The 20,186-nt window shown below is 70.9% G+C and carries 14 protein-coding genes and 1 riboswitch; of the genes, 6 read left to right on the top strand and 8 right to left on the bottom strand.

Translation table 11 applies throughout. From position 1 onward, the window contains the following. Positions 1 to 54 precede the first annotated feature (54 nt). Positions 55 to 139, top strand: a riboswitch (cyclic di-GMP riboswitch). A gap of 94 nt (positions 140 to 233) precedes the next feature. From ACJMK0_RS06655 to ACJMK0_RS06645, 3 genes are read left to right on the top strand one after another with little or no spacing between them, the layout of a single operon-like run. After that, positions 234 to 1,442, top strand: coding sequence for a hypothetical protein (locus ACJMK0_RS06655; RefSeq protein WP_405236700.1), 1,209 nt, complete (start codon positions 234 to 236; stop codon positions 1,440 to 1,442). A 14-nt stretch (positions 1,443 to 1,456) separates the two neighbouring features. Next, positions 1,457 to 3,925, top strand: a complete 2,469-nt coding sequence (locus tag ACJMK0_RS06650) for a LamG domain-containing protein (protein WP_405236699.1) — start codon at positions 1,457 to 1,459, stop codon at positions 3,923 to 3,925. 40 nt (positions 3,926 to 3,965) lie between these two features. Further along, positions 3,966 to 5,567 carry a hypothetical protein gene (locus tag ACJMK0_RS06645; RefSeq protein ID WP_405236697.1) on the top strand — a complete coding sequence of 534 codons (1,602 nt, stop codon included), beginning with the start codon at positions 3,966 to 3,968 and terminating at the stop codon, positions 5,565 to 5,567. 68 nt (positions 5,568 to 5,635) lie between these two features. On the opposite strand, the gene ACJMK0_RS06640 is transcribed toward ACJMK0_RS06645, so the two are convergent. Beyond that, on the bottom strand, positions 5,636 to 6,559 hold the full coding sequence (locus tag ACJMK0_RS06640) for an alpha/beta hydrolase (protein WP_405236695.1): 924 nt from the start codon (positions 6,557 to 6,559) through the stop codon (positions 5,636 to 5,638). 34 nt (positions 6,560 to 6,593) lie between these two features. Continuing rightward, positions 6,594 to 7,415: an SDR family NAD(P)-dependent oxidoreductase gene (locus tag ACJMK0_RS06635; protein WP_405236693.1), complete on the bottom strand. Its 822-nt coding sequence runs from the start codon at positions 7,413 to 7,415 to the stop codon at positions 6,594 to 6,596. Between the two features lie 53 nt (positions 7,416 to 7,468). Here ACJMK0_RS06635 and ACJMK0_RS06630 point away from each other — a divergent pair, with 53 nt between their 5' ends. The 3 genes from ACJMK0_RS06630 (at position 7,469) to ACJMK0_RS06620 (ending at position 10,604) form a co-directional block, all read left to right on the top strand. Then, the gene (locus ACJMK0_RS06630; protein ID WP_405236691.1) at positions 7,469 to 8,398 is read left to right on the top strand and encodes a peptidylprolyl isomerase; all 930 of its coding nucleotides are present in this window, start codon (positions 7,469 to 7,471) and stop codon (positions 8,396 to 8,398) included. Continuing rightward, on the top strand, positions 8,395 to 9,597 hold the full coding sequence (locus ACJMK0_RS06625) for a HupE/UreJ family protein (RefSeq protein WP_405236689.1): 1,203 nt from the start codon (positions 8,395 to 8,397) through the stop codon (positions 9,595 to 9,597). The genes ACJMK0_RS06630 and ACJMK0_RS06625 overlap by 4 nt, the downstream gene beginning before the upstream one ends. 95 nt (positions 9,598 to 9,692) lie before the next feature. Then, positions 9,693 to 10,604: a haloalkane dehalogenase gene (locus ACJMK0_RS06620; protein ID WP_405236687.1), complete on the top strand. Its 912-nt coding sequence runs from the start codon at positions 9,693 to 9,695 to the stop codon at positions 10,602 to 10,604. Positions 10,605 to 10,610: 6 nt separating this feature from the next. Here the strand turns inward: ACJMK0_RS06620 and ACJMK0_RS06615 are convergent, their stop codons facing one another. The 6 genes from ACJMK0_RS06615 to ACJMK0_RS06590 all read right to left on the bottom strand — a co-directional run bounded on the left by ACJMK0_RS06615 (position 10,611) and on the right by ACJMK0_RS06590 (position 20,186). Further along, positions 10,611 to 11,147 carry an SRPBCC family protein gene (locus ACJMK0_RS06615; protein WP_405236685.1) on the bottom strand — a complete coding sequence of 179 codons (537 nt, stop codon included), beginning with the start codon at positions 11,145 to 11,147 and terminating at the stop codon, positions 10,611 to 10,613. 32 nt (positions 11,148 to 11,179) lie between these two features. Then, a complete protein-coding gene (locus tag ACJMK0_RS06610; RefSeq protein ID WP_405236683.1) occupies positions 11,180 to 12,724 on the bottom strand; it encodes an acetolactate synthase large subunit in 1,545 nt (514 codons plus the stop codon). 63 nt (positions 12,725 to 12,787) lie between these two features. Beyond that, positions 12,788 to 15,991 carry an efflux RND transporter permease subunit gene (locus ACJMK0_RS06605; RefSeq protein ID WP_405236681.1) on the bottom strand — a complete coding sequence of 1,068 codons (3,204 nt, stop codon included), beginning with the start codon at positions 15,989 to 15,991 and terminating at the stop codon, positions 12,788 to 12,790. A gap of 4 nt (positions 15,992 to 15,995) precedes the next feature. Further along, the gene (locus ACJMK0_RS06600) at positions 15,996 to 17,189 is read right to left on the bottom strand and encodes an efflux RND transporter periplasmic adaptor subunit (protein WP_405236679.1); all 1,194 of its coding nucleotides are present in this window, start codon (positions 17,187 to 17,189) and stop codon (positions 15,996 to 15,998) included. Next, the gene (locus tag ACJMK0_RS06595; protein ID WP_405236677.1) at positions 17,186 to 18,616 is read right to left on the bottom strand and encodes an efflux transporter outer membrane subunit; all 1,431 of its coding nucleotides are present in this window, start codon (positions 18,614 to 18,616) and stop codon (positions 17,186 to 17,188) included. The genes ACJMK0_RS06600 and ACJMK0_RS06595 overlap by 4 nt, the downstream gene beginning before the upstream one ends. 121 nt (positions 18,617 to 18,737) lie before the next feature. Continuing rightward, on the bottom strand, positions 18,738 to 20,186 hold the full coding sequence (locus tag ACJMK0_RS06590; RefSeq protein ID WP_405236675.1) for an energy transducer TonB: 1,449 nt from the start codon (positions 20,184 to 20,186) through the stop codon (positions 18,738 to 18,740).

The raw sequence follows: 20,186 nt of genomic DNA, 5'->3' as shown, positions 1-20,186 counted from the left end.
GTCGGCGATCTGCGAGCATCGGACGCTTCGAATAGCGCGACGCGCACGCAGGGCTTCTGAAAAGGGCAAACCCGGCGAAAGGCGGGGACGCAAAGCCACCGGTCTACGGATTCACGTCCAGGACGGCGAAGCTGCCAGGAGCGACAGCTGACGATCAGCAGGGATGATCCCGCAGGGACGTCCTCCGCTCCCGACGGTCTTCGCCCCCTGGCAGGAAGGGAAGACGGAAACGTATGAGCAGGATCGTCATGAACGCACCCATGAACGTACAGAAGCAGTTCGCGCACGCGCTTCCGCGCCGCGCCCTCCTTGCCATCGCCTGCCTTGTGCTCGCGCTGGCTGCCACGGCCGAAGCGGGTCCGCGGGAACAGGCCAAGCGGCTGCACGACCGTCTCGCCGGCGTACCGCCCACCGAGCAGGTGCTGGCCGGCATGGAAGCCGACATTCTCGCCGGCAACCCCATTGCGGCGGCGGAGACGGCCATGGAGAACAGCGCCTTCTATAACGTGACGCTGAAGAACTTCGTGACGCCCTGGACCAACCGGGAGCAGACGGTCTTCGCGCCGCTGAACGACTACACCGCCACGGTCATCGGCATGATCCGCGACGACGTGCCGTTCAATACCGTGCTCTCCGCTGACATTCTCTACGTCGGCGACAGCGGTCTCGGGCTGCCCCCCTACTCCATGTCCGACAACGCTCATTACGAGGCCATGGAGCAACAGGGCATCGACCTGAAGACCGCGCTGGTACAGACCAGCCAGTCCGCGGTGACCGACCTGCCGGCCTCCGCCACCGCCGGCGTGGTCACCAGCCGCGCCGCCGCCGAGGCCTTCTTCATCGCCGGCACCAACCGGGCGATGTTCCGTTTCACGCTGATGAATCACATGTGCAACGACCTGGAGCAGGTGAAGGACGGCTCGCGCTCGCCGGACCGCATCCGCCAGGACGTCTCGCGCAGCCCGGGCGGCGACAGCCGCGTCTTCCTGAACAACTGCGTGGAGTGCCACGCGGGCATGGATCCGCTGGCGCAGGCTTATGCCTACTACAACTTCAACCCGGACACCGGCCGCATCGAGTACACCGAGGGCCAGGTGCATCCCAAGTACTTCAATAACGACGCCAACTTCCCGTTCGGCTTCCGCACCCCCGACGACCGCTGGGACAACTACTGGCGGCAGGGGCGTAACGCCGGGCTCGGCTGGGATCCGTCGCTGCCGGGCAGCGGCAACGGCGCCAAGTCACTGGGCCGGGAGTTCGGCGCGAGCGACGTCTTCGCCGAATGTCAGGTGAAGAAAGTGTTCGAAGCCGTGTGCTTCCGCCAGCCCCAGGACGCGTCCGACCGGGCTGCCCTGGACAGGATCACCGGCGTATTCCGCGCCGATCAGTACCGCATGAAGACGGTGTTCGCCGAGACCGCCGTGCACTGCATGGGCGAATGAGGAGTTCGGCAATCATGGATAGGAACAATATGATCTCTCTGCCTGCCCGCACTCATCTCGTCGTCGCCCTGATGGCGGCTGCCGCGCTGGCCGGCTGCTCCAGCGGCGCCGACGTCGAGGAGAATCCGGTAACGAGCGTCGCGCCGTCGCCGGACTACACGGGTCCGGCGCCCGCCACCGACGACGTGCAGTCGTTCAAGATCGAGGTGTGGGACAACGTACGGCCGGACAACCGCTGCGGCGCCTGCCACGGCACCGGCGGCCAGGCACCGACCTTCGCGCGCACCGACGACGTCAACCTGGCCTACGAGGAGGCGAACGCCATCGTCGACCTGACCTCCCCGGCCGACTCGCGCATGGTGACCAAGGTGGCCGGCGGTCATAACTGCTGGGAGTCCAGCGACGCGGTCTGCGGCGAGATCCTGACGACCTGGGTCACCAACTGGGCCGGCGACGCTGCCGGCGGCGGCAAAAACATCGACCTGGAAGCGCCGGTGGACAAGCAGCCGGGCGCCAGCAAGAGCTTCCCGGACGACGGTGGCGCCCTGTTCGGGCAGACCGTGCATCCGGTCCTCACCGAGTACTGCGCCGGTTGTCACACCGGCGCCGCGGCCACGTCCCAGTCGCCGTTCTTCGCCGAAGCGGACGTGGCGGCCGCCTACGATGCCGCGAAGTCGAAGATCAACCTGGACGACCCTGCGGCGTCGCGCTTCGTCGTGCGCCTGGCCAGCGAGTTCCACAACTGCTGGAGCGACTGCAGCGCCAACGCCGCAGAGATGCAGTCGGCCGTGGAGGCCTTCGCCAATCAGGTGACCCCCACCGAGGTGGATCCCGCTCTGGTCCTGAGCCGCGCGCTCGCGCTGACCGACGGCATCGTCGCCTCCGGCGGCAACCGCTACGAGCGCAACGTGATCGCGCTGTGGGAGTTCAAGACCGGTCAGGGCGATACCGCCTTCGACACCAGCGGCGTCGAACCGGCGCTGAATCTCACCATCAGCGGCGACTACAACTGGGTCGGCGGCTGGGGCATCGCGCTGCGCGAGGGCAAGGCCCAGGGCACGACCACGGCCAGCCGCAAGCTGCACGACCTGATCAAGGGCACCGGCGAGTACGCCATCGAGGCCTGGGTGGTACCCGCCAACGTGGTGCAGGAGGAGTCCCGGATCGTCAGTTATTCCGCCGGCACCACGGCGCGCAACTTCACGCTGGGCCAGACGCTGTACAGCTACGACTTCTTCAACCGCTCGGATGCCACCGACGGCAACGGCGACCCGGTGCTGACCACCTCCGCCGCCGACGAGGATCTGCAGGCGACCCTGCAGCACGTGGTGGCGAACTTCGACCCGGTGGAGGGCCGCAGCATCTACGTGAACGGCGTGCACACCGACGACATGGACCCGCTCGGCACGGGCGGCAGCATCGCCGACTGGGACGACACCTTCGCCTTCGTCCTCGGCAACGAGGTCTCCGGCGACCGGCAGTTCGCCGGCACGTTCCGCATGGTGGCCATCCACAACCGGACGCTGACGCCGGAGCAGATCGTGCAGAACTTCGACGTCGGCGTCGGCGAGAAATTCTTCCTGCTGTTCGGTGTGAGCCATCTGATCGACGTGCCGGAGGCCTATGTCCTGTTCGAAGTGGCGCAGTTCGACAGCTACTCCTATCTGTTCACCAAGCCCCACTTCCTGAGCCTGGATGACACGGCCACCTGGAGCGGCATCGCGCTCGAAGGCATGCGCATCGGACTGAACGGCGGCGAACCGGTCGCCGGGCAGGCGTACAAGACGGTATCGGCGACGCTGTCGAGCGACGCGGCCACCGCCGACCTCGGCCAGCCGCTGGCGGACGTGGGTACGATCATCGAGCTGCAGAAGGGTCCCGAGTCGGACGAGTTCTTCCTGACCTTCGAGGTGCTCGGTGCCAATACCAACGTGCGCACGGAGCCGACACCGCTCACGCCGGCACCGACCGACCGCGAGCCGTCGCCGGACGTGGGCGTGCGCGTCTTCGACGAGCTGAACGCCTCGATGTCCCAGATCACCGGCGTGCCCATGACCCACCCGGACGTGGCGCAGACCTTCGAGACCGTGAAGCAGCAGCTGCCCACGGTGGAGAGCTTCGGCGCGTTCTCGTCGTCCCAGCAGGTGGGCGTGTCCCAGCTCGCCATCGAGTACTGCAACGCGCTGGTCGAGGACACCGGGCTGCGCGCGCAGGTATTCCCGGGCTTCAATTTCGACGCGGCGGTGACGACGGCCTACGGCACGCTGGCCGCGCGCGATACGCTGCTGGACCCGCTGATCACGCGGATCAACAACACCAATGTCGTGAGCCAGCCGCACCCGGACGACGTGAAGGCCGAGCTGAACAGCCTGATCGATCGGCTGACCGTCTGCGGCGGCAGCTGCGAGCCGGGCCGCACGGCAACGGTCGCCAAGGCGACCTGTGCCGCGCTCATCGGCAGCGCGACCCTGACCGTCCAGTGATCGACGAGTCACAGACAACGCATCAATCGAGGCAATGACCATGTCAAACAAGTTCGCCACCACCAATCCCGATGCGCCGCTCTGCCATCCGGATCACCCGCGGCCCATCACCCGTCGCCAGCTGCTCTCCCAGGGCTTCATCGCCGGCACCGGGAGTCTGATGGGAGCGGGCGTGATGAGCCTGTTCGCCAACCCGCGGGCCGCCTATGCGGCGCTGAGTCCCGACCTGCAGGCCCTGGCGCAGTCCTGCGGCATCGCCGTGCAGGGCGCGGGCAAGATCCCGTTCATCTCCTTCGACCTGGCGGGCGGCGCCAGCATGGCCGGCTCGAACGTGCTGGTGGGCAAGGAAGGCGGCCAGATGGACTTCCTGTCCACCGAAGGCTACGCCAAGCTCGGGCTGCCCGGCGACATGATCCCGCCGGTCACCAACCCGCAGACCGGCACCAACGATTTCATCAACACCGACCTGGGACTCGCCTTCCACTCCGACAGCGCGTTCCTGCGGGGCATGATGATGCACCTGTCGCCGACCACCATGGCCAACATCAACGGCTGCGTGATCCCGGCGCGCTCGGAGAACGACACCGGCAATAACCCGCACAACCCGATGTACGGCATCGCCCGCGCGGGCGCCGACGGCGAGCTGCTCACGCTGATCGGCTCGCGCTCGTCGGATTCCGGCGGCAACTCCATGGCGCCCGCCATGCTGATGGATCAGTCGATCCGCCCCACCAAGGTGGATCGGGCGAGCGACGTGACGGGCCTCGTGGACACCGGCAAGCTGGTGGGCCTGCTGGCCCAGGAGGACGCCGTCGCGGTGATGGAGTCCATCCAGCGCATCAGCGACATGAAACTCGGCCGGGTGGACACGAAGCTCGAGATCACCGCAGACGACGTGCTGAAGGACCTGGTGAACTGCGGCTACGTGAAGGCGGCCGATCTGGCCGACCGCTTCGGCGAGCCCGGCATCCTGGATCCGGACGCGGACCTCGATATCGTCGGCGACGATCTCGCGAGCATCTTCACCCAGGCGGATTACCAGGACGAGCGGGAATTCCGCAAGACCGCCGCCGTCATGAAGATGGTGGTGAACGGCTTCGCCGGCGCCGGCACGGTGGCCATGGGCGGCTACGACTATCACGGCGGCGCGCGGCGCACCGGCGAGGTGCGTGACTTCCGCGCCGGCCGCTGCATGGGCGCCTGCCTGGAGTACGCCGCGCGCAAGGGCCTGCCGCTGATGCTCTACGTGTTCAGCGACGGCTCGTTGTCCGCCAACGGCACCGTCGACAACTCCGAGGAAGGCCGCGGCAAGTTCGAGTGGGTCAGCGACAACCAGTCGACGGCCGCCTCGTTCTTCCTGGTCTACAACCCCGCCGGCAGACCGCAGCTGCTGGATACCAACGGCGGGCCCGAACGCCATCAGCAGATCGGCTGGTTCCAGGCGGACGGCTCCGTGCAGAACGCCTCGACCCCGGCGGCGAACAACGTCAACCTGCTGGTCGAGACGGTGATCCTGAACTACATGGCGCTGCACGGCGAGCAGGGTCTGTTCCCGAACGTGTTCCCCGGCCACGGCCTGGGCAACAACCAGCTGCGGGACAGCCTCACCGCCTTCGCGCCGATCGTGAACGGCACGATCTAGACGCTCTCTCCCTGACCGGCCCGACCCTGCCGGCAAGCCACGGGGACAGTTAACCCGATTCGTGCGGGTTAGCTGTCCCCGGCACTTCTTCGGCCCGCGGCCATGCGCGCCTCCATGAAGGCGGCCATCTCCAGGATGGCCTGCTTCGCCTCGGGCATGCGGCCCACGAAGAAGTGCCAGACATGCCACATGCCGGGCCACACCCGCAGCGTGACGTCCACGCCCGCCTCCCGCGCCTTCTCCGCCACCCGGGTCGAGTCGTTCAGCAGTATCTCGTGGTCGCCCACCTGCAGCATCAGCGGCGGCAGCCCCTCCAGCGAGGCGTACAGCGGCGATAGCAGCGGATGGCGGGGGTCCGTGTCCTGGTGGTACTGCCGCGCCATCGGTGCGATCTCGTCGGCATCGAACCAGGGATCCTTGTCGTTACGACTCTTCAGCGAGGAGCCGGTCGCGGCGAGGTCGGTCCAGGCCGAAATGAGCGAGGCTGCGCCGGGCAGCGGCGTCCCCTCGTCCCGGGCCGCCACCATCACGGCCAGCGCGAGCCCGCCGCCGGCCGAGTCGCCGGCCAGGATCACCTTGCGCGGATTCGCGCCCCGTACCAGCAGCCACCGGTAGGCGGCGAGCCCGTCCTCCAGGGCGGCGGGGAAAGGATGCTCCGGTGCCAACCGGTACTCGGGCATGAGCAGCCGTATACCCGCGGCCCGGGCGATGTGGGAGACCGCATTGCGGTGGCTCGCGCAGGAGCCTGCCGTGTAAGCGCCCCCGTGGAGGTAGAGCACCACCTCGTCCTCGCCGGCACCTTCCGGGACGAGCCACTCGGCGTACAGGCCGTCGACCTGCTCCGGGACGATCCGCACGCCGTCCGCCGCGGCGATGGCGCCGCCCATTCGGTCCAGGCGCGCGCGTCGCTCGGGCATCGGTGCGTCCGGCTTGCGGAACCGCATGCGCAGTCGCAGCAGCGCCCGCGTCAGTCTCGCTCTCAGGCTGATCATCTAACTCCCGTCACAATACCCTTGGCCGTGCCGGTCAGCCGGGCTCGCCGGCGGCCCGGGTACGCTCCTCGAATCGCCGGCCGAACCACAGCACGAGCCGGGGGAAGAAACGCTGCAGCAGATGCAGCCGGCGCGCCATGGGGTCCGGGAACACATACTCGCGGTCTTCGCGGATGCCCTTCAGTATCGCGCGGACGACGTCCGCGGGCTCCGTGACGATGTCGTCGGGCACCTTGCGCGGCGGGTCGTCGCCGAACTGTATCGAGTCCAGGATGGGCGTGCGGCTGAAGAACGGGAACACGGTGGTCACGCGGACCCCGGTCTCCTCCAGGTCCCGGGTGAGGCTGTCGCCGAAGCCCCGCACGCCGAACTTGGAAGCGGAGTAGACGGACATGCCCCCCGCGGCCACCCAGCCCGCGATGGAGGAGACGTTGACGATGTGGCCCGAGTCGCGCTCCAGCATGGATGGCAGAAACAGCGCGGTGAGGCGCATCACCGACAGCAGGTTCACCTGCATCAGCGTCTCCCATTGCTGCCAGGGGATCCGGTCGATACGCCCGCTCATGCCGATGCCGGCGTTGTTCACCAGGATGTCGGGCGCGGCGACCGCCATGACCTTGTCGCACAGCCGCTCGCAGCCGTCCCGCGCAGAGAGGTCCGCCTCCGGCACCGCAAGAATCTCGCCTCGCCCCCCGACCTCCGCCTGGATGGACCGGGCCGCCTCCGCCAGCGCCGCGGCATCCCGGTCCGTCACGATCAGCCGGCTGCCCGCCGCCAGGAACTGGCGCATCATCTGCCGGCCGAAACCGCCGGATGCGCCGGTCACTAGCACCGTCGCACCGTCGAGGATGGTCATAGCGCATACTCCGCCGTCGTCCAGCGGCGTAATGTACCGGAGCCGGCCCTATAATGCCCACGGTGAGCGACCCGAGCGACAACCCGCAAGACAAGCCGGCGGACCGCCGCCGGCCCCGGAACGTAACCCGGGGCAGTCCCCGGAATATAACAATCCTCGCCGCCGGCGCCTGCGCCGGCATCGCGCTCGCCGTCTACGGCCTGCTCGCCAGCGACGCGCCGCGGGACCTGCCGGCCGACGCGGCGGCGCGGGTGAACGATCGCCTCATCGGCAATACGGAACTCGCGGACGCCCTCGCCGCCCTCGGCAGCGATTCCCGCGATGCCCTCGACCCCGCGGACCGGGACTGGATACTGCGCCGCCTGATCGAGGAGGAACTGCTCGTGCAGCGCGCGCTGGAACTCGACCTCGGGCACACCGACCGCGCGGCGCGGGACGCGCTGGTGGACGCGATGATCCGGCGCATCACCCGGGACGCCGCGGCCCGCCTGCCTGCCGAAGACGAGCTGCGCGCCTGGTATGCGGACAACCGCTCCCTTTTCGCCGGCGCGCCGCGGCTGCGGGTGCAGGCCCGTGCGGCGCCCGACGAGGCCGCGGCGCGCGCCCTGCGGGAACGGCTCGCGAGACACGACGACGGCGACGAGGCGGCTGCCGCGGCGGGCGAGCCGGTGGCCGGCCTGCCCGATGCCCTGCTGCCGCCGGCGAAACTGCGCGACTACCTCGGCCCCCGGGTCACCGCCGCCCTGAGCAATGCGCCGAGGGGCGAATGGCTGGCGCCGCTGCCCTATGCCGGACGCTGGATCGTCGCGCGGGTGGCCGGGCGCAGCGAAGCCGCGGCGCCGCCCTACGGCGAGATCCGTGACCGGGTCGAGGCCGCCTGGCGGCGCGCGCAGATGGATACCGCCCTCGCCCGCTATCTCGACGAGCTGCGGTCCCGGGCGGATATCGAGATGGCAGAGACGGCGGAGACCACAGAGCGGTGAGCCGGGCCGCAGGCACGCTCCTGCTGCTGTGCCTGTTCGCCGGCGCCGCGGCGGCCCACACCCGCAGCGAGTCCTGGTCGGAATGGCACACCGGTGCACGCAGCGCCACGGGCATCGTGACGGTGCCCGCGCGGGAGGTCACCCGCCTGCCGGAGGTCGCCCGGGACGGCCGCCCCCTCGGCCGGGTCTTCGCCGACTATCTGGCGGAGCGCGTCGTCGTCCGCTCGGCGGACGGCGCCTGCACACTGGCCGCCGCGGAGCCGCTGACGGCCCGGGCGGGCTACGTCAGGGTGGAACTGCGCTACGACTGCGAAGGCCCGCCCGAGAGCGTGCGGGCGGGCGTGCTGTTCGACCGGGTACAGGGCCATACCCATTTCGCGCGCCAGGCCGGCACCCTCACCGAATCCATCATCCGCGAGGGTGACCCGGAGTTCCGCCTCGACAGTGGCGGCGACACGCCGTCGGGCGACCGCGCGAGCTTCAGCAATTATCTGCAGCTCGGCGTCACTCACATACTGAGCGGGCCGGACCACATCGCGTTCCTGCTCGCCCTGCTGCTCGCCGCCGCGCGCTGGCGCAACGTGGTCATCGCCGTCACCGGCTTCACCATCGGCCACAGTGTGACGCTGACGCTCGCCGTGACCGGGCTGGTGCAGGCGTCGCCGCCCCGGGTGGAGGCCTTCATCGGCTATACCATCGCCCTCGTGGCAGCGGAGACCGTTGCCCTGAGAGACGGCTACTGGCGCCGGCTCGCCGTCGCCGCCGCGCTCGTCGCCGGCGTCGCCGGCCTCGTCGCCTGGGCGTTCGCAGAACTGCCGCCCCGGGGCCTGGCCGCCTATACCGGCCTCGCGCTCTTCTCCGGCTGCTACCTTGCGCTGGCCGGGGAGTTCGACGACCGCACGCGGCGCAGCGGTTTCCTCGGCGCCGTCGCCGTCCTGTTCGGCCTCATCCACGGCCTGGGCTTCGCCGGCTTCCTGCTCGAGACGGGCCTGCCCGAAGACGCGGTCGCGCTGCCGCTGGTGGCCTTCAACGTCGGCGTCGAGCTCGGCCAGCTGGCCCTGGTGGCCGCCGTGCTGGTCGCGGTGGCGGTCGCGGGCCGGCTGTTCCGGGTGACGCGCGCCGAACCGGCCCAGACCCTGCTGGCCGCCGTCCTCTGCGGCCTGGGGCTGGCCTGGTTCGCGGGCCGCAGCCTTGGCTGAAAGCCTCGTCCGGGAGCCGGGCCCCGAAACCCGGGCGCTTGCGTCCCGGGCCGGCGGGACCGGAGAATGACGGCCAGCCAGCAGGGGGAGCCGCCATGAAAGTCCTGAAGACACCGCCGGAGCGATTCCGGGATCTGCCCGACTACCCGTTTGCCGAGCACTGGTGCGAGGTCGAGGGGCTCGAGCTGCACTACGTGGACGAGGGACCGCGGGAAGGCCGGCCGGTGCTGCTGCTGCACGGCGAGCCGAGCTGGTCCTATCTGTACCGTCACATGATCCCGGTCATCGTCGACGCCGGCCATCGTGCCGTGGCGCCGGACCTGATCGGCTTCGGCAAGTCGGACAAGCCGGCGGCGGTGGCCGACTACAGCTACCAGCGTCACATGGACTGGCTCACCGCCTTCCTGCTGGAGCTGGACCTCTCGGACGTGACCCTGGTCTGCCAGGACTGGGGCTCGCTGCTCGGTCTCAGGCTCGCCGCCGAGAACCCGCAGCGTTTCAGCGGCATCGTGCTGGCCAACGGCGGCCTGCCCACCGGTGACCAGCAGCTGCCGGGCGCGTTCAAGGTATGGCAGCTGTTCGCGCGCTGGAGCCCCTGGTTCCCCATCGGCCGCATCGTCGACCAGGGCACCACCACGCCACTCTCCCCGGAGGTGATCGCCGCCTACGACGCGCCGTTCCCGTCGGCGCGTTACAAGGCGGCCGCGCGGGCCTTTCCGCCGCTGGTGCCGACCCGGCCGGACGACCCGGCGGCGCCGGCGAACCGCAGGGCCTGGGAGGTGCTCGAGCGCTGGGAGAAGCCTTTCCTGACCGCCTTCAGCGACAAGGATCCGATCACCCGCGGCATGGACAAGGTGGCCCGGGCACGCATCCCCGGCGCGGCGGGACAGCCGCACACGACCATCCGCGGCGGCGGCCATTTCCTGCAGGAAGACCGCGGGCCCGAGCTGGCCCGGGTGGTGGTGGAGTTCATGCAGGGGACCGGCCCGGCCGCCGGCAGCGGCTGAGACGGATCAGGCTTCGCCGTCGTCCGGGGTGCCGGTCTCGATCAGTCTCTGCAGCCGCAGCAGCTGCTCGGTCAGCACCCGGTCCACCGCCGGTGCGATCTGGTCCAGACCACGGGGGTCGTAGCCGCCCACCGCGTAGTCCAGGGCGATGAGGGTGCGGCCTTCCTCCGCCACCAGACTCCAGGTCATGTTGCCGTTCACGCCCATCAGGCCGAGGGGGCCGAGCCCGCCGGTCAGGCGCAGCATGCGGCCGGGCTCGACGAAGGTGACGGTCATGTGCACCACCGCACCGTCCTCGCCCAGCTTCTCGCAGAAGCAGCCGTTCGGGCGGGTCTCGATATAGAGGTTGTGCGCCTCGCCGGAGTAGGTATGTGCGCCGTTCCACCACTCGCCCACGTGCGCGGTCAGCATGCGCCACGCCGTCTCCGGCGGCGCGTCCACGGCGGCCTCGGCATGCACCGCGAAACCGTGGGCCGCCGCTGCGGTCACCTCGGCGCCGGCGGGCGGCGCGGCCGCGAAGGCCAGCGCGAGGATCATGACCATGGATGGCAGCAGTCTCCGCAAGGCCCGCATCGTCACAGCACCAGCTCGATGAGGTTGGGACCGGGCTCGGGCACGAAGTCGGCCAGCGCCCGGTTGAACTCCTGGAGCGTCGTCGCGCGCCGGGCGGTGACGCCCATGCCCTCGGCCAGCGCCACCCAGTCCAGATCCGGGCGGCCGATGTCGAGCATGTCCCGCGCCTTGGGTCCCGGTTCGCCGGCGCCCACCCGCATGAACTCGATGTTCAGGATGCGGTACTGGCGGTTGGCGAAGATGACGTTGGTGACGTTCAGTCCTTCCCGCGCCTGCGTCCACAGGGACTGCAGGGTGTACATGCCGCCGCCGTCGGCCTGCAGCGCCAGCACCTTGCGGTCCGGGCAGGCAATCGCGGCGCCGGTGGCCACGGGCAGGCCCTGGCCGATGGAGCCGCCGGTGAGCATCAGCCAGTCGTGGGGCGGCGCGTTCGCCGTGGCCGGCAGAAGCGCGCCGCCGCTGGTGGCGGATTCGTCGGAGACGATGGCGTTCTCCGGCAGCACCGCGGCGATGGCGAGTGCCAGCGTCTCGGCGCCGAGGTCCCCGGTGGGCGGCCCGGGCTGGCGGGCCGGCGCCAGTTCGGCCCGGTCCGCGCCGGCGCCGAGTTCGTCGGCGAGCGCCTCCAGCGCGGCGACGCCGTCCTCGCCCGGTTCGGCCAGGCTCGCGATCTGGCAGCCCTCCGGCGCTATGCGGCTCGGCACGCCCGGATAGGCGAAGAACGTGACCGGCTCGCGGGTGTTGACCAGCACCAGGTGGCGGATGCCGGCCAGCGTCTCCCGGGCCTCCTCGGCGAAATAGGGCAGGCGGCCGATGACGGCGCGGCCCGCGCCGCGCTCCTGGCGGCCGACGAAGGTATCCGTCAGCAGCCGGGCGCCGCTGGCGTTGGCGACGCGGCTGGCCAGCTCCAGGCCGCGGCTGCGCAGCACGGGCCCGTTCACCAGGATGGCGGCCGGTTCGCCGCTCGCAAGCGCCCGGGCCACGGCCCGGATACGGTCGCCGTCGACCGGCGCGGGTGCGGCCGCCGGCAGGGCATCGCCGGGCGGCGGGCCGTCCTGCCAGGCAAGGTCCGCCGGCATGATCAGCGTGGCGATGCCGCCCGGCGGCGCCGTGGCGGCGGCCACCGCCTCGGCCGCATCACCGGCCAGCGCGGTGCCGTCCTCGCAGGTGCGCACCCAGTCCGAGACCGGCCGGGAAACCCCTTCGATGTCGGAGGTGAGCGGCGCGTCCAGCTCGCGGTGCCAGGTGGCGTGTTCGCCGATGATGTTGACGATGGGCGTGTGGGCGCGCCGGGCGTTGTGGAAATTGGCGAACGCGTTGCCCATGCCGGGGCCGAGATGCAGCAGCGTGGCGGCCGGCACGCCGCGCATGCGCCCGTAGCCGTCCGCCGCACCGGAGACCACGCCCTCGAACAGGGCCAGCACGCTGCGCATGCCGTCCACCCGATCGAGCGCGGCGACGAACTGCATCTCCGAGGTGCCGGGGTTGGTGAAGCACACCTCGACCCCGGCGGCGAGCAGCGTCCGCAATAGTGATTCGGCACCGTTCATGGCGCCGATATTAGCAGACCGCGGCGGCGAGTCAGACGCACGCGGAGCGGCGCCCGGGCCGCCTCAGGCCGAATGCTGCGGCAGCCGCGCCGCGCGCCGGCCGGCGACCCAGCGCTGGACGTCGGTCATGGCCAGATAGCTCGCCGGCACCAGCAGCAGCGCGATGGCCGTGACGAACAGAACGCCGAAGCCGAGGCTGATGGCCATGGGGATCAGGAAGCGGGCCTGCAGCGAGGTCTCGAAGATGATCGGCGTCAGGCCGAAGAAGGTGGTCAGGGAGGTGAGCACCACCGGCCGCACCCGGCGCACGGTGCCGGAGATGACCGCGTCCTGCAGTTCCACCCCCTCCTTGCGGAAGTCGTTGATGGCGGTGATCAGCACCAGCGAGCCGTTGATGACCACGCCGGACAGCGCCACCAGGCCGAGCACGCTGACGAAGCTCATCGTGTAGCCCATGATGGCGTGACCGAGCACGGCGCCGATCAGGCCGAAGGGGACGGCGAACAACACCAGCAGCGGCTGCACGTAGCTGCGGAAAGCGACGGCCATGAGCGCGTACATGGCGAGCAGCGCCAGCACCATGCCCCGCATCAGGCCGCCGATGGACTCCGCCTGCGCCTCCTGCTCGCCGGACAGGCTCCAGGTGAGCCCCGGCAGCTCCTGCTGCATGCGCGGCAGCACCTCGCCCGTCAGCGCGGCGGTGATCTGCCCGGCGTTGGCGACGTTCTCGTCCACGTCGGAACTGACCTCGATCACCCGCTTGCCGTCCTCGCGCCGGATCTCCGTGAACGAGCGCCCCTCGGTCACCCGGGCGGCCTGCCCCAGCGGGACCTCGCCGCCGCCCGGCGTGCGCACGATGAAAGTCTCAACGGAATAGAGCGTTTCGCGCTCGGACTCGGGCAGCCGCACGTACACGCGCAACTCGTCGCGCCCGCGCTGCTGGCGCAGGGCCTCGGCGCCGAAGAAGGCGGCGCGGATCTGGTTGGCGAGATCGCTCTCGGTGATGCCGAGGCTGCGGGCCGCCGGCTTCAGCTCCAGGTCGAGCTGGGGCTTGCCCTGCTCGAGGCCGCTGTCCACGTCGAACACCCCCGCGTAATCCGACAGCTCCCCGGCGAGCCGGGCGGCGGCGTGCTCCAGGGTAAGCACGTCCCGATGCGAGAGCTGGATGGCCACCTTGGCGCCGGCGGCAGGGCCCACCGAATAGTTGTAGGTCATGCGCTCGGCTGCCGGCGGCTCGCCCACCTTGCGGCGCCAGCGGTTGGCGAACTCTTCTGCGCTCACCTCCCGGTCGCCGGCCGGCGCCAGGTAGACGGTCACCAGCGCCCGGTGGCCGCCGGTCTGCGTGCCGATGCTGATGTCGCCGCCGCCGGTATTGGGCTGGCTCTTGCCGATCTCCGAGTAGATGCCGGTGACCAGTGGCCCGTCGCCGCTGACCACCTCCTCGCCGCCGAGCTCTTCCTCCACTTCCCGGGCGGCGGCGATCATGTGCTCCATGACGCCGCGGGTCTCGTGCACCGGCGCGCCGAAGGGCAGCTCGACGCCCGCCGAGACGAAGTCGGCCTCCACCCGCGGGAAGAAGGTCAGCGGCACGCGGCCGCTGGCCAGCGTGGCCCAGGCGACCATGAGCACGCTGAGCGAGATGGCCAGGGCCAGATAGCGGCGCTCGGCCACTCGCTCTGCCATCGGCCGGAAGCGATTCTCGATCCAGTTCTCCAGGCCGTTGGAGAACTGCTTCTGCCAGCGATAGATCGGCCGCATCACCGGGTTCGGCCGGAACTGGCCGGAGCGGCGCACGTGGGCGAGATGGGCCGGCAGGATCAGCAGACACTCGACCAGCGAGAGCAGCAGTATCGGGATGACGATCATCGGGATGTTGATGAAGAACTTGCCGATGATGCCGGGCACGAACAGCAGCGGCATGAAGGCCAGCACGGTGGTGAGGACGGCGAACACCACCGGGGTCAGCACCTCCCGGGTGCCGGCTACCGCGGAGGTGAGCGGATCGTTGTAGCGGCTGCGGTTGGCGAACACGGCCTCGCCCACCACCACCGCATCGTCGACGACGATGCCCAGCGTCAGGATGAAGGCGAACAGGGAGATGATGTTGATGGAGATGTCCGCCATCGGCATGAACAGGAATACGCCGAGGAAGGAGATGGGCATGCCGAGCGTCACCCAGAAGGCGAGGCGCGGCTGCAGGAAGATGCCCAGCACGATCAGCACCAGCAGGGCGCCGAGACGGCCGTTCTCGATCAGCAGGCCGATGCGGTCGCGGAAGGCCTCCGAGGAATCGTCCGTGACCACCAGATTCACGGTGGCGGGCAGGTCGCCCTGGCGGGCGTCGATGAACTCGTGCACGGCATCGGCGACGGTCAGCGGCGACTCGTCGCCCACGCGGAACACTTTCAACCGCACGGCCGGATGGCCGTCGTAGAACGCTTCGGTGTCGGTGTCGCGGTAGCCGTCGACGATGGTCGCCATCTCGCCCAGGGTCACGCGGGAGCCGTCCGGATTGCTGATGACGGCGATGTCCTCGAACTCGTCGCCGAACTCGCGCCGCTCGGTGGTGCGCACCAGCACGTCGCCACCGGCCGTCTTCACCGTGCCGCCCGGCAGGTCGATGGAGGCGGCGCGCACCCGCCCGGCGATCTCCGGCAGCGTGAGGCCGTAGCGGCGGAGCTGCTCCTGGGGCACCTCGATGCTGACCTCGGGCGGCGGCAGGCCGTCCACCTCGATGAGCGTGATGCGCGGGTCGTCCAGGAGCTCGCCGCGCAGCTGCTCCGCCAGCCCGTCCAGCTCGCGAAGCTCAAGGTCGCCGTAGACGATCAGGTTCAGTACCTGCTCCCGGTTGGTCGCCAGGGAGATGACCGGCCGCTCCGCGTCCTCGGGGAAGGAGGTGATGCGGTCCACGGCGCTCTTGACGTCGTTCAGCGCCTGGTCGGCATCGGTGTCGAGCAGCAGCTCGGCCAGCACGACGCCGCGGCCCTCGTTCACGACCGAGCTGACCTCCTTGATGCCGTCGACGCCGCGCACGGCCTCCTCGACCGCGAGCACCACGCCTTCCTCCACCTCCTCCGGGCTCGCGCCCGGGTAGGACACGCTCACGGTGATGATGTCGAGATCGATCTCCGGGAAGACCTCCTGGCGCACCTGCTGGGCGAACAGCAGCCCGCCGACGATGAGCAGCAGCATCAGCAGGTTCGCCGCGACGGCGTTGCGGGCCATCCAGGCGATGGGGCCCCGCATGGCTGTGGGGTCGGCGCTCATACCCTCACGGGTTCCCGGCAGCTCGTTCCGCGCCGACCGGGAGTTCGTCCTGCAGTCTGAGTTTCATGCCCGGCACCGGCGAGGCGAGCGGGCTGGTCACCACCAGCTCGCCGGACTCCAGGCCGCCGGTGATCATCACCTGGTCCGGCTTGCGCCAGCCCACCTCCACCCGGCGGATGTCGAGCCGGCCGTCCTCGCCGTAGACGTAGACCCGGTCGCCGGCGTGCAGCCAGGCGCGCTCGAGCGCCACCACCTCGGTGACCCGGTCGCTCTCGATCTCCACGTCGACGTAGCTTTCGAACAGCAGCGGCAGGCCGCCCGTCTCCAGCGCCAGCGGATCGTCGATGCCGACCAGCACCCGGGCGAGCCGGCCGGCCGGGTCCAGGTCTCCCAGCAGCCGGAGCAGCCGGCCCCGGCGCACGACGGTCTCGGCGCCGCTGTCGTAGCGGACCTCGACCGTCGAGCCGCCGCGACCCTGCGCGTCCGGCAGCTCGAGAGCGCCGAGCCGGTCCACGGGCACGGCGGCGCGCACCCACGCCCGGTCGGTGCCGACGAGGGTGGCCGCCTGGCTCTGCGGCGACAGGGTCTGCCCCAGGTCCACGTTCTCCGTCAGGACCAGCGCATTGAACGGCGCCGTGACCCGGGTACGCTGCAGGTTCAGCTCGGCCTGGCGGAGCTGCGCCCTGGCCGCCGCCACCGCAGCTTCGGCCACGGCCAGCTGGGGCTCGCGCAGCGCCAGCGAGGGGTCGGCGGCTTCGTCCCGCTCGTCGGCGAACAGCCGCCACTCGCGCTCGGCGACCCGCCGGCGGCCCTGCTCGAGGGCGAGCCTGGCCCCGGCATCCGCCAGCCGGGTGCGGGCCGTCTCCACCGCCAGCTCGTAGTCGTCAGGCTCTACGCGGAACAGCAGCTCGCCGGCCTCCACGAGCCCGCCGGGCACCAGCGCATCGTTGAGTTCCACCACACGGCCGCCCACCTGGGGCTGCAGCACCACGCGGAGCGACGGTGTCACGACGCCCTGCGCCGGTACCGTGAAGCGCTCGGTGCGGCTCTCGGCGGGCCAGGTCTCCACCAGCGTGCCCCGATCCACCCGGGGCGCCTTCTGGGGCTCCGTGCGGGTGGCCAGCAGTACGGCCGACAGCGCGATGCCGCCGACCAGCACCACGACCGCCGCGAGGGCCTGCCGACGGCCGCGGCTCATGCGCCCTCCTGGCGCAGCAGCGAGACGCCCAGTGCCCGGCACAGCTGGATGCGGCCGCTGTACTGGTCGCGCCGGGCACCGACCAGCGATTGCTCCAGGCTCTGCTTCGATTGCAGCGCGAGCAGCACGTCGAGGAAATCCACCTGCCCTTCCTGATACGCGGTGCGCGTCAGCGTCAGCACCCGCTCCGCCTCCGCCAGCTGGCGGCGCAGGCTCGTTACCAGGTCGTCCCGGGCCCGGGTCTGCGCCAGAGAGACGGCCACTTCGGTCCAGGCATCCAGCAGCGCGCCGGCGTACCCGGTCAGCGCCTCCTCCGCCTCGGCGTCGCGCAGGTCGATGTTGGCGCGGCGCTGGCCGAAGTCGAACAGGTTGGTGGTGACCTCCGCGCCCGCCTGCCACAGCGTGTCGCTGAAGAGATCCTCCAGCATGGTCTCCACGGAAATCAGGCTGCCGCTCAGCGACAGGGACGGCAGCCGCTGCGCGATGCTGGCGGCCAGCCGGCGGTCGCTGGCGGCGAGCGCCAGGCGGGCGGCGCGGACGTCGGGACGGGCCTCCGGCAGGGCGGCCGGCAGGCCGGGGTCCGGCAGTGGCGGCACAGCCGGCAGCCCCCGGTCGTCCGGCAGGGGGACGGTATCCGGCGGGCTGCCGAGCAGGACGGCGAGCTGATGCTCCAGCACCCTGCGCTGCCCGCGCGCCACGCCGAGCTGGCCGTCCAGCCGCTGCAGCTGCTGGCGCTGGCGCCCCACGTCGGCCGCGCCGCTCTGCCCCAGCCCGAAGCGCAGCCGGGTGAGTTCGAGGAACTTCTGCGAGGTGGCCACCTGCTCTTCCAGCAGCGCCACCAGTTCCCGCTGCGCAAGCAACGACGCCCAGGTATCCGCCAGCTGGGCGCCGAGGGTCACCTCGAGCGCCGCCAGCGACTCCGCGGCCGCCTCGGCCTGCAGTGCCGCGGCCCGGTACTCGTTGCGCACGCGGCCCCACACGTCCACCTCGTAGCTCGCCGCAAGGGAGCCCTGATACTGCTCCGACACGCCGCCGGCGGGAAAACCCGGCGGCAGCGCGTCACCGGGGATCTGCGCGGCGAGGAAACCCGCTCCCACCGCGTCGCCCCGACTGCCCTCGATGGCGAGATCCAGACGCGGCAGCAGCGGCGAGCGGGCGCCCCGGGCCAGGGCCTCGGCCTGGCGCAGCCGCGCCACCGCCCCGCGCAGCTCGAGGCTGTCCGCGGCCAGGCGCGATTCGAGCGCAGCGAGGGATTCGCCGCCGAGGTCCCGGCAGACCGCCTCGGCCGGTGCGCCGGCTGCCGGGGAGTCCGGCCAGGCTGACGGCACGGGCAGGACGTCTTCTGCGCCTTCCGGCGCATAGCGGGGAGTCGAGCAGGCCGCCATACCCAGGATGACGGCCATGATTCCGAGGAGGCGCAGGGACATGATCAGCTTCGGCCAAGAGGGATGCCAATGATAACGCAGGCGTCTACGCCGGACCCGCGCAGACAGGGTATTCGGGATGTCCCGCCGCCCGGATGCGGCGGCGGGAACGGCCGCGGCAAGACTAGTCTTGCAGCTGGAAGTTGATGCGGGTGGAAACCCGCTGGTCGATGGGCCGGCCGCGATAGACGCGGGGCCGGAACCGCCACTGCTCGACGGCGCGCAGACTGGCCCGCTCGAACACCCGCTCGGGCTGCGCCTCGATCACCTCCGGATCGGCGGTGCTGCCGTCGGCGAGCACCGTGAACTCCACGTCCACCCAGCCCTCCTGCTCACGGCGGATCGCCGCCCGCGGATAGACGGGCGGGACGATATCCGTGGCCAGCATCTCGCTGCCCGGGATCACGCGGGCGGACTCGCGCCGGATGAAGGCACGATCCACCTCGTCCTGCAGCGCGGCCACCGTGGGTGCGGCCTCCGCCACGGTCTCCAGTTTCAGCACGAGCTGCTCGGCGTCCTCGAGGGCACCCGCATCGATGCGGTCGCGGATGGCCACGGAGAGGGCGCTCACCAGACTGTCGCGGAAACCGGCGACGCCCGGATCCTCCGGCATCGTGGCTTCGGCCTCCGCCAGCCACGCCAGCGCGTTGTCGTCCTGCGGTGCCACCAGGCGGCCGGCCGCGAGGCTTTCACGGCCCAGCGCCAGTGCGTCCGGCTCGGGCGGCCGTGCCGGTTCTCCGGCATCCGTATCCGCAACTTCACCGGCGGCGGACTCCGCCGGGGCGCCGGCGGTGGCCTCCTCGCTCTCCTCCGCGGCCGCCGCTGCAGCCGCCGCGGCGGCTTGCTCGCGCGCGCGCCTGGCGGCGGCCTGACGGCGGCGCTCGGCCTCCCGGGCGGCGGCGGCGCGTTCGGCCCGGATGGTGCCGATCTGCTCCCGCGCCGTCTCCACGAGCGCATCGTGCACCTGGGGCAGCGCCTCGGCGGCCGCCAGGCGGGTTGCCGCCGTGCCGTCGTCACCGTCGCGGGCCGCCTGCACGGCCTCCATGACCAGCCGCTGCTGCCGTGCGATCAGGGTCTCCTGCACCTCGACGATGACCGGATGGCCGGGCGTGACGCTGGCCAGCTTGCTGGCCAGCCGTGCCGCCTCGGTGAATTCGCCGGCTTCCATGAGAGAGCGCACGCGGCCGGCCACCTCGCCGGCCACCTCGGTCAGCTCGCTCGCTGCCTCGGCATGCTCGGGCTCGGCATCCAGGACCAGGGAGTAGAAATACAGGGCGTTCTGCCCCGCCGGCTCCACCAGCATGCCGGCACTCGCCGCCATCCGGGCCTTGCCCAGATTGACGTCCGTGGCCTCGCCCGCGGCGGCTCTGACGGAGAGGCCGGGAGCCGCGCTCTCGGCGGACGACGACACCGCCGGCAGCGGCGCCTCGAACAGTTGCTCCTCCTCGCCGCCGAGCCGGTCCGCCAGGAACCAGGCCGCCGCCAGGCCGGCCACCACGAAACCCGCCACCACCAGCAGGATGTCGGCGGTGCGCCGGTGGCCGCCTGAGCCGGAATCCCCGCGCCCTGTCAC

The sequence above is a fragment of the Lentisalinibacter orientalis genome (assembly GCF_040706535.1).
Lineage (GTDB): Bacteria > Pseudomonadota > Gammaproteobacteria > Steroidobacterales > Woeseiaceae > Lentisalinibacter > Lentisalinibacter orientalis.
Note: the sequence above shows the minus strand (reverse complement) of the source record. Positions and strands in the feature narration are given on the sequence as shown.

Excerpts from the sequence above, each read along its gene's own strand:
- ACJMK0_RS06605 (WP_405236681.1), bottom strand. The coding sequence starts at position 15,991 with ATGAGCGCCGACCCCACAGCCATGCGGGGCCCCATCGCCTGGATGGCC.
- ACJMK0_RS06600 (WP_405236679.1), bottom strand. The coding sequence starts at position 17,189 with ATGAGCCGCGGCCGTCGGCAGGCCCTCGCGGCGGTCGTGGTGCTGGTC.
- ACJMK0_RS06635 (WP_405236693.1), bottom strand. The coding sequence starts at position 7,415 with ATGACCATCCTCGACGGTGCGACGGTGCTAGTGACCGGCGCATCCGGC.
- ACJMK0_RS06630 (WP_405236691.1), top strand. The coding sequence starts at position 7,469 with ATGCCCACGGTGAGCGACCCGAGCGACAACCCGCAAGACAAGCCGGCG.
- ACJMK0_RS06645 (WP_405236697.1), top strand. The coding sequence starts at position 3,966 with ATGTCAAACAAGTTCGCCACCACCAATCCCGATGCGCCGCTCTGCCAT.
- ACJMK0_RS06640 (WP_405236695.1), bottom strand. The coding sequence starts at position 6,559 with ATGATCAGCCTGAGAGCGAGACTGACGCGGGCGCTGCTGCGACTGCGC.
- ACJMK0_RS06620 (WP_405236687.1), top strand. The coding sequence starts at position 9,693 with ATGAAAGTCCTGAAGACACCGCCGGAGCGATTCCGGGATCTGCCCGAC.
- ACJMK0_RS06610 (WP_405236683.1), bottom strand. The coding sequence starts at position 12,724 with ATGAACGGTGCCGAATCACTATTGCGGACGCTGCTCGCCGCCGGGGTC.
- ACJMK0_RS06655 (WP_405236700.1), top strand. The coding sequence starts at position 234 with ATGAGCAGGATCGTCATGAACGCACCCATGAACGTACAGAAGCAGTTC.
- ACJMK0_RS06650 (WP_405236699.1), top strand. The coding sequence starts at position 1,457 with ATGGATAGGAACAATATGATCTCTCTGCCTGCCCGCACTCATCTCGTC.
- ACJMK0_RS06595 (WP_405236677.1), bottom strand. The coding sequence starts at position 18,616 with ATGTCCCTGCGCCTCCTCGGAATCATGGCCGTCATCCTGGGTATGGCG.
- ACJMK0_RS06615 (WP_405236685.1), bottom strand. The coding sequence starts at position 11,147 with ATGGTCATGATCCTCGCGCTGGCCTTCGCGGCCGCGCCGCCCGCCGGC.